This window comes from Microbulbifer elongatus (genome assembly GCF_020524885.1).
Taxonomy (GTDB): Bacteria; Pseudomonadota; Gammaproteobacteria; order Pseudomonadales; family Cellvibrionaceae; genus Microbulbifer; species Microbulbifer elongatus_A.
The window spans coordinates 22,447-30,753 of the sequence record NZ_JAIVKJ010000009.1 but is presented as its reverse complement, the minus strand read 5'-3'; the positions used below and the strand labels follow the sequence as shown (position 1 = coordinate 30,753).

Annotated in this window: 8 protein-coding genes; 3 read left to right on the top strand and 5 right to left on the bottom strand. The window is 60.4% G+C overall.

Annotated features, from left to right (window positions below; all coding sequences use genetic code 11):
• Positions 1-80: 80 nt before the first annotated feature.
• The 5 genes from prmA to LC059_RS17700 all read right to left on the bottom strand — a co-directional run bounded on the left by prmA (position 81) and on the right by LC059_RS17700 (position 5,905).
• Entirely contained in the window at positions 81-971 is an 891-nt protein-coding gene (gene prmA / locus LC059_RS17720; protein ID WP_226705208.1) for a 50S ribosomal protein L11 methyltransferase, read from the bottom strand.
• Positions 972-1,345: 374 nt separating this feature from the next.
• Entirely contained in the window at positions 1,346-2,689 is a 1,344-nt protein-coding gene (gene accC / locus LC059_RS17715; protein ID WP_226705207.1) for an acetyl-CoA carboxylase biotin carboxylase subunit, read from the bottom strand.
• Positions 2,690-2,705: 16 nt separating this feature from the next.
• Entirely contained in the window at positions 2,706-3,191 is a 486-nt protein-coding gene (gene accB, locus LC059_RS17710) for an acetyl-CoA carboxylase biotin carboxyl carrier protein (RefSeq protein ID WP_226705206.1), read from the bottom strand.
• A gap of 70 nt (positions 3,192-3,261) precedes the next feature.
• Positions 3,262-3,696, bottom strand: a complete 435-nt coding sequence (gene aroQ / locus LC059_RS17705) for a type II 3-dehydroquinate dehydratase (protein WP_226705205.1) — start codon at positions 3,694-3,696, stop codon at positions 3,262-3,264.
• A 295-nt stretch (positions 3,697-3,991) separates the two neighbouring features.
• Positions 3,992-5,905 (bottom strand): protein-disulfide reductase DsbD family protein, encoded by a 1,914-nt coding sequence (locus LC059_RS17700; protein WP_226705204.1) that lies wholly within the window; start codon positions 5,903-5,905, stop codon positions 3,992-3,994.
• Positions 5,906-6,162: 257 nt separating this feature from the next.
• On the opposite strand from LC059_RS17700, the gene LC059_RS17695 reads away from it, so the two are divergent.
• The 3 genes from LC059_RS17695 (at position 6,163) to LC059_RS17685 (ending at position 8,260) form a co-directional block, all read left to right on the top strand.
• The gene (locus tag LC059_RS17695; RefSeq protein WP_226705203.1) at positions 6,163-6,939 is read left to right on the top strand and encodes an N-acetylglucosaminyltransferase; all 777 of its coding nucleotides are present in this window, start codon (positions 6,163-6,165) and stop codon (positions 6,937-6,939) included.
• A gap of 65 nt (positions 6,940-7,004) precedes the next feature.
• Complete coding sequence (locus tag LC059_RS17690) at positions 7,005-7,571, top strand: copper chaperone PCu(A)C (protein ID WP_226705202.1); 567 nt, start codon at positions 7,005-7,007, stop codon at positions 7,569-7,571.
• Positions 7,572-7,681: 110 nt separating this feature from the next.
• Entirely contained in the window at positions 7,682-8,260 is a 579-nt protein-coding gene (locus LC059_RS17685; protein WP_226705201.1) for a YajG family lipoprotein, read from the top strand.
• The last annotated feature ends 47 nt before the right edge of the window (positions 8,261-8,307 follow it).

Here is an 8,307-nt window from a genome sequence, read left to right as displayed (position 1 = left end):
CTCGTCTGCGGCCGTCCTGGCCGCAGACGAGCCCGCGAGAGAGTATCGGTATCAGCGCCTTAGCGTCTGATTTTGGTGCTCTATCGGACTCTAGTCCCGCTCAGGCGTACCCATTCCTCCTTCTCGCCGTCTTTATCAAAATCGACCCACGGGCTGTAAGCCGCTTTCACCTTCTCCGCCTGGCTATTGAGAATACCGGAGAGGCAGATACGGCCACCGACCTTGGTGCGTTCCACAAGTTGCGGGGCCAGCTCTACCAGCGGTCCGGCGAGGATGTTGGCAAGCATGATGTCTGCGCTGGACTCTTCCGGTTTGGGGGCTTTTTCTGGCAGGTACACCGGGAAGCGGTCCGGGTCTATGCCGTTGCGTATTGCGTTGTCTTTGCTGGCGAGCAGTGCCTGGGGGTCGATGTCGGTACCCATGGCTGACTCAGCGCCGAGCAATAGCGCGGCGATACCCAGGATGCCGGAGCCGCAGCCGAAGTCGATGGCGGTTTTACCCTGCACGGATTCGCCGGCGAGCCATTGCAGGCACAGGAAGGTGGTGGGGTGGGTGCCGGTGCCGAAGGCGAGACCGGGGTCGAGCATGATATTGACGGCATCGGGCGCCGGTGGCTCGCACCAGCTGGGGCAGATCCACAGGTTGTCAGCGCACTGGATGGGCTTGTAGTGGCTCATCCATTCCCGCTCCCAGTCCTTGTCTTCGAGTTGTTCCCAGCGGGCGTTGGGGAGCATTTCGCATAGAAAGGAGGCTGCTTTGGCTTCGGTGACGCTGGTGTCGACTTCGGCGTCGAACAGGCCGGTGACGAGGGTTTCATCCCACAGGGGTGTTTCACCGAGGCCGGGCTCGAGGATGGGTTGGTCAGCATTATCTTGCAGGGTGACGGAGACGGCACCGGCGAACAGCAGGGCGTCTTCGATCTTCTCGGCCTGTTCGCGGTTGGTGTTCACTCTTAGTTGGAGCCAGGGCATTTCGTGTAATCCCGGATTGGTGGATTGTATCTGGATGTTTTGGTGGCGGCTCCACTGCCGGTAAGGCTTTGCGAGACACGCCGTGAACCCATCCATGGGGGCTCGGCTGCGGCCGTCCTGGCCGCAGACGGTCTCGCAAAGCCTTACCGGCAGCGAAGCCTTCGCTTCGCAATTCGGGGCATTCTACTAAAGCGAGGAAGCTTACAGGGTAGGAGAGGTGCGTCTGAAGGCAAAGTGGCGGGGATAGGCTTTCAAAAGCGTCGGCGACAGGGAAGTCGCCGACGCAGCGTACAGGGATGTATACACAGCGGTTTTGAAAGCCTATACCCGATGCTTTGCCGCCACCGGGGATACTTCAAAACACCCGCTCAGGGTTATTCCAATCCCAGTTTTTTCTCGAGGTAGTGGATATTCACCCCACCCTTGGCAAATTCCGCGTCCCGCACCAGCTCTTCCTGCAGCGGAATGTTGGTCTTGATGCCGGTAATGATCGTCTCACCCAGGGCCACGCGCATCCGCGCCAGGGCGGTTTCGCGGTCTTCGGCGTAGGTGATTATCTTGGCGATCATGGAGTCGTAGTTGGGTGGCACCGAGTAGCCGGAGTACAAGTGGGAATCCACGCGTACACCCAGGCCGCCGGGGGCGTGGTAGTTTTCCACCTTGCCGGGGCTCGGGAAGAACGTCTTCGGGTCTTCCGCGTTGATGCGGCACTCGAATGAGTGGCCGGTGATCTTGATGTCTTCCTGTTTGAAAGACAGCTTCTCACCTGCGCAAACGCGAATCTGTTCCTTGATGAGGTCAACGCCAGTCACCATTTCGGATACCGGGTGTTCTACCTGGATACGGGTGTTCATCTCGATGAAGTAGAAACGCTCATCTTCATACAGGAACTCGAAGGTGCCCGCGCCGCGGTAACCGATATCGATACAGGCCTGCACGCAAGCGTCCTGCACATCCTTGCGCACCTTGTCGGGAATGCCCGGTGCCGGCGCTTCTTCCAGTACCTTCTGGTGGCGGCGCTGCAGGGAGCAGTCGCGGTCGCCGAAGTTTACCGCGTTGCCCTGGCCATCAGACATCACCTGGATCTCGACGTGGCGCGGGTTCTGCAGGAACTTCTCCATATAAACGGTGCTGTCGCCAAAGGCGGCGCCGGCTTCGGATTTGGTCACTGAAATGGCGTTCAGCAGAGCGCCCTCACTGTGTACCACACGCATGCCGCGACCACCGCCGCCAGCTGCGGCTTTGATGATCACCGGCAGGCCGATACGGCGCGCGATTTCCAAGCATTTTTCGCCGTCTTCCGGCAGCGGGCCGTCGGAGCCCGGTACGGTGGGAACGCCGGCTTTTTTCATCGCCGCAATGGCGGAAACCTTGTCTCCCATCAGGCGGATGGTGTCGGCATCGGGGCCGATGAAGGTGAAGCCGCTTTTCTGTACCTGCTCGGCAAAGTCGGCGTTTTCCGCCAGGAAGCCGTAGCCCGGGTGTACCGCAACGGCATCGGTGATTTCCATTGCCGCAATGATCGCGGGAATGTTCAGGTAGCTCTGCGGAGACGGATTGGGGCCGATACACACGGCCTCGTCCGCCAGGCGCACGTGCTTGAGGTCGCGGTCGACCTGGGAGTGAACCGCCACAGTCGCGATCCCCATCTCCTTACAGGCCCGCAGTACGCGCAGGGCGATTTCGCCGCGGTTGGCGATCAGAATTTTTTCAAACATGCGTTAACGCCCCCGCTCAGGAAATGACGACGAGCGGCTGGTCAAACTCTACCGGCTGACCGTCTTCCACCAGGATGGACTCGATGGTGCCGGCCTTGTCTGCTTCGATCTGGTTCATCATCTTCATCGCTTCGACGATGCAGATGACGTCGCCAACTTTTACCTGCTGGCCAACTTTTACGAACGGGTCGGCGCCAGGGCTGGAAGCGGCGTAGAAGGTGCCCACCATCGGGGACTTCACCGGGTGGCCGGTCAGCGCGGGCACAGAATCGCCAGCGCTTTCCGCGGCCGGTGCCGGTGCGGCGGCGGGTGCTGCTGCCGGGGCGACCGGAGCAGCTGGTGCGGCCATCTGCATCGGCATTGCCATTTGCGGCATCTGCAAGGAGGCGCCGCTGGTGCCGCGGCTGATGCGCACGGACTCTTCCCCTTCCTTGATTTCCAGCTCGCCGATGTCGGACTCTTCGAGCAGTTCAATCAGTTTCTTGATCTTGCGAATATCCATAACAGTGTCACTCTCAATTTGCGAATACATAAGCGCCGGCACGCAGCCGGCGAATGAAAAAAAATGTTGTTTATAGCCGTTTAAGGGCCGCGTCTAACGCCAAAGCGTAGCTATCTGCTCCGAACCCGCATACAACACCCAGTGCCAGATCTGACAGGTAAGAGTGGTGTCGGAAAGCCTCACGGGCGTGGGGGTTGGATAGGTGCACTTCTATAAAAGGAATGGCGACCCCGGCCAGCGCATCGCGCAGCGCCACACTGGTGTGGGTAAAGGCCGCGGGGTTTATGACGATGAAGTCCACTTTGTCGGCGTAAGCCTGGTGAATGCGCTCCACCAGCTCGGCTTCGCTATTACTCTGCAGGCTGTCGAGCTCGCAGCCCGCCGCTTCGCACTGCGTGCGCGCTGCTTCATCGATCTGGGCGAGGGTGGTGGAGCCGTAAATCTGCGGCTCGCGGGTGCCCAGAAGGTTCAGATTGGGACCGTGTAGCAAAAGCAGTCTCGCCATTCTGTGCCTCGCTCGATGCCTCACTCTTGGGTTGGAAGTGCGCACGAAACTGTGACTAAAATCTGGAAAAAGTCATAGAACGTGCCGGTAAACAGCGTCATTCAGCAGATTTGCCGAAATTTGGCAGGAGTTTGCCGCAAAAATGACCCTCTGTCCATGCCCCAAAATTGGAAATAGAGAAGTTGTACGCAGTTCGCCGAAATTCACGACCTATTTGCTGCAAAGTTTTGTTCGGGGTGGCCTATTCACCTATCTGAATGGCCACAAAGGCGGGGTTGGCTGGGTGGGGGCAGAATCAGGGGACGCCGGTGTCGGAATCGGCAATGGCCTCCGTGCCGGCGGCGCCGCGCATCGCGGTGAGCAGGCCGTCGCGGGTGAGTATCTGCGGCAGTATTAGCGGTTCGCCGCGGCCGGCAGGGTACAGCAGGTAGAGAGGGACACTGGAGCGTCCGTAACGAGCAAGCAGCTCGGTGATCTGCGGATCCTGGTTGGTCCAGTCCCCTTTCAGTGCAGTAAAGCCGAGATCGCCCACTGCGGCCTTGATGGTCTCGCTGGACAGCACGACTTTTTCATTGGCGAGGCAGGTGATACACCAGGCCGCGGTCATGTTGATCAGCACCGGGCGCCCGTCGGCACGGGCGGTCTCCAGTGCTTCGGGGGAGTAATCCTGCCAGTAGTCGCTTTTGCCGGCTTGGGTAACGGCGCCGGCAGCGGTGTTCAGGTTGGGCAGTATCCAGATGGCCCCAGCCACAGCGGCCGCGGCAAAGCCACCGCGCAGCCAGCGCTTGCCGCTGTCGGCAGCCGAGGGCCACAGCCACAGGGCAAAGGCGATAGCCACGGCACCGGCGAGCACCAGGGCCACGCCGTCGCTTCCGGTCTGGCGACCCAGTACCCACAGTAGCCACACCGCGGTGAGATACATCGGGAAGGCGAGCAGCTGCTTGAGGGTTTCCATCCAGGGCCCCGGGCGCGGCAGGCGCCGGGCAAGTGCCGGAATATAGGTCAATAACAGGAAGGGTGCGGCCATGCCGGCACCGAGAGCGGCGAACACTGCCAGTGCCATTGGGGCTGGCTGGGTAACGGCAAAACCGAGAGCAGAGCCCATCATTGGCGCGGTGCAGGGGCTTGCGACCAGGGTGGCCAGGGCGCCGGTACTGAAAGAGCCGCCGAGGCCGGAATTCTGCGTGCTTTGGGTACCGAGGCCCATCAGGCGCCCGCCAAACTCCGTTACGCCGGACAGGCTGAGCCCCATCGCGAAGAACAGGTAAACCAGTGCTGCGACGACCACCGGGGATTGCAGCTGGAAGCCCCACCCCACTGCCTCACCGGCGGTGCGCAGTGCCAACATTACCGCAGCGATCAGTACAAAAGTGCCGACGACACCGGCGGTATATGCCCAGCCGTGGAGGTGCTGGCGGTCACCGGCGTGGGTGATCGCAAGTGCCTTGATCGACAGGACCGGGAACACGCAGGGCATCAGGTTCAGCAGCAGGCCGCCGCCGAAAGCCAGTGCCATGGCCAGCAGCAGGCTGCTGGTGACGCTGCCAGTATTGAGCGGTGTGGAGGCGTCCGAGGCGGCCACTTTGTTGAGCGTGGCTGGGGTTCCGCCACTGCCAGCGGGCGGGTTGCCATCGACAGGCGCAGCGGTCTTCGCTGCTGGGTCCAGCTCGAAGTTGCGGGTTTGCGGCGGGTAGCAGAGGCCTGCATCGGCACAGCCCTGATAGTGCACCTGAACGCGGGCTTTGCCATCACCGGCCAGTTCCAACGGGATTTCCAGCTGCCAGCGGTAAACCTCGGTTTCCTTTTCGAAATAGTCGTCCCAGATAACCTCGCCCTTTTCCAGGTTCAGGGGGAGCGGGGTTTTGTTGTCGCCGTCGACCCGGTAAAGCGCCAGTTTGTCGCGGTACAGATAATACTTGGGGGCTATCTGGAACAGGGCGCTGGCGCCATTGTCACTGAACAGTATGTCCAGCTGATACGCCTGGTCCACGGGAAGGAAGTCGTCCTGGCCACTGCTGAGTGCACCAAACGGCGAAGAAGCGGATTGCGCACTGCTGGCGACAGAGGTGAAAGCGTCGCGAGCCATGACTGGCGCCGTCAGCAGGGCCAGCAACAACAGCAGGGTGGCGCTCAGCGCGGCACTCAGTCTTGCACTGGTAGACAAGTGTGACGTTGCTTTGGTTCGTAAGCCGGAGGTCTTCGCAGTCATGGGCAATAAAATTCTTTATAGTCGGGCTATGTTGGACTGGTGTTGTTGGTCCCCGTTCCCTGGGATTCCCGGGATTTCCGGGCTGCCGCGAAATCCGGTCCACGTTATCGAGTGATCGGTCGCGCGTACTTTGACAATACCTGGGACTAATATCCGCATTCGCTAATTCGAGTTGGCCGAGTATAGCGGTGCTTTCGGTACAAAAAAACAACAGCCCATTGTGGAGCGGTGGTAGATTGGAGGCAGATATCAGAACGGTGAATTGGGTCTCAGGTCGGCTTCAGGCCGGCGGGGAGTTTGTCTCAGCGGGAAATCTGGCGGTAAAGGTGGTTCTGGTTGTCGCCCTGGTACTGGCGGGGGGCTGTGCGACATCAGGGCCACCTACGCCACCTGTGCCACCTCAGCCAGTAGCGCCACCGGTGCCCAAAGGCCCGAGCGCGGAAGAAATTCGCCAGCGCGCGGTGCAGCATTTTCTTGCCCGTGCAGAACACGCCCAGCGCGAGGGCTTTATCACCATGCCCGCCGGCGCCAGTGCCTACGACTTTTATCTGCAGGTGGAACAGCTGGACCCCGGCAATACCCAGGCCGCCGCGGGAATTCAGACCCTGGTGATGCAGCTGGTGGAGCAGGCGCGGGACGCCTTGCGCCGGCGCGCGTTCGGGCGGGTCAGCAGCCTGTTGAATACCGCTGACGAGATCGCGCCTGGCAATCCGCTTTCCAGGGAAGTGCGAGACCAGTTGCAGCGCGAGCGGCAACGTGCGCGTCAGGATGTAACCCTCGAGGGGCCAGGTGCGCAGACGGTGACATTGCCGGAGCGGGAGCTGAGTGCGCGCTCCGAGGCAATGGTGCAGATGCTCGGGTCGGTCGCGCAGCGTATTCGCGAGCACCAATTGCGCGTGGTGATCGTCGCCCGCACCGATGCCGAGGGGCGCTGGGTGTACAGCCAGTTGCGTGAGGCGGTGCCCGGCTATCGCGTGCGCGGTGATATAAAACTCGGCAATCCGCCGCGATTATTGTTACAAAAGAATCCCTGAGTCCCGCTTGGCCGCGGGCAAGAATAAAAGTCCCACAGCGATGGGAGATAAATCGGGAGAAACCCATGAAAAGGCCGTTATCTGGCTTCATTTATTGCGCGCTGCCGATATTGCTTGGCGCACCCATTGGTAACGCTGCTGCGAGCAGCGGCGCTGTTGCGGTGGTATCCGTGAACAATCACGGGCAGATGGCCAAAGAAACTACGGTTCTCGCAGTGGCCGAAGACCTGGAGGCAAATGGCTATGCGCTGGAAATGCCGCCGGGTGCTCCCATGGGGGCGGCCTATGTGGCCCTGCGGGATTTGTCCGGCAATGCCCGCATTCTCGCTCGGGTGGAGCTGCCGACACACCCGGAGGGCAAAGTTGAGATTCATACCACGCAGCAGGTTGACGGTGTCAGTCGGATGCGCGCGTTGAAAAAAATTACCCTGCCGGGCAACGGTGCCATTGAAATGCGCCCCGGTGCCACCCATCTGATGGTGCATGGCGTGAAGCTTAAAGCCGGGGAGTCCCTGCCTCTGCGCCTGGTGTTTGCCGACGGCTCTGCGCGCGAGATGCAATTGCCCGTGTACGGCCGGGAGCGGCAAAAAGAAACCACAGATCATGATCACGGTCACCATCACCACGGTTGAACCATGTTTCAATCCCGCCCAACGGGGGCAGGAAAATTCACCACGGCGAAACGCCGCAGGTGTGCCACCTGACAATACTTGTTCAGTCGAGAAATTACTGGAGGAATTGAATGAAAACATTTGCCACATTGCTGGTTACCGGATTTGCTTTCATGCTGGCCGCCTGCGCGCACAGCCCGGTACAGGTGGCGGTCAAGCCGCAGGTTAACGTGGCGCCGGACAATATTGGTGCCGGCTATACGGTGCACGCCAGCGGAGTCAACCAGCTGCCAGGTGGTGGTCTCGGCTCACTGGGTGGGATTTATGCGGATTCCTCCAATGTCCGCCTGGCTAATGACATTGAGTCCTCCATGGCCAGCGCTCTGGTTCAGGGGCTCGAGGCGTGGTCCTTCCGCAGTGTGGACGCCGGCGGCGATGTGCAGGTGGTGGCCAACCTGACCGATCTCCGCTACGACAGCCCCAATAAGCTCTACACCACCAAGGTGAACTCCGGGGCCTCTATTCAGTTGCAAGTGACGGTAAAAGGTGCCACTTTCTACGGCAACTACAGTACCAGTGGTAATGACCGCAACCTGATCAAGCCAAGTGCGGAAGAGGTGGAAAGCACCGTCAACCGCCTGCTTAGTGCCACGTTGCAGCGGGCGTTTGAAGATGAAAAACTGAAATCCTTCCTGCGCCAGCATTTGTAAGCCCTAAAATGATTGATTCGGGTGCTGGCCCGAGTTCCCGGCGGCAT

Bases quoted from the DNA above. Each gene is read 5' to 3' on its own strand.
- accB (WP_226705206.1), bottom strand. From the start codon at position 3,191: ATGGATATTCGCAAGATCAAGAAACTGATTGAACTGCTCGAAGAGTCC.
- LC059_RS17690 (WP_226705202.1), top strand. From the start codon at position 7,005: ATGAAAAGGCCGTTATCTGGCTTCATTTATTGCGCGCTGCCGATATTG.
- LC059_RS17700 (WP_226705204.1), bottom strand. From the start codon at position 5,905: ATGACTGCGAAGACCTCCGGCTTACGAACCAAAGCAACGTCACACTTG.
- accC (WP_226705207.1), bottom strand. From the start codon at position 2,689: ATGTTTGAAAAAATTCTGATCGCCAACCGCGGCGAAATCGCCCTGCGC.
- prmA (WP_226705208.1), bottom strand. From the start codon at position 971: ATGCCCTGGCTCCAACTAAGAGTGAACACCAACCGCGAACAGGCCGAG.
- LC059_RS17685 (WP_226705201.1), top strand. From the start codon at position 7,682: ATGAAAACATTTGCCACATTGCTGGTTACCGGATTTGCTTTCATGCTG.
- aroQ (WP_226705205.1), bottom strand. From the start codon at position 3,696: ATGGCGAGACTGCTTTTGCTACACGGTCCCAATCTGAACCTTCTGGGC.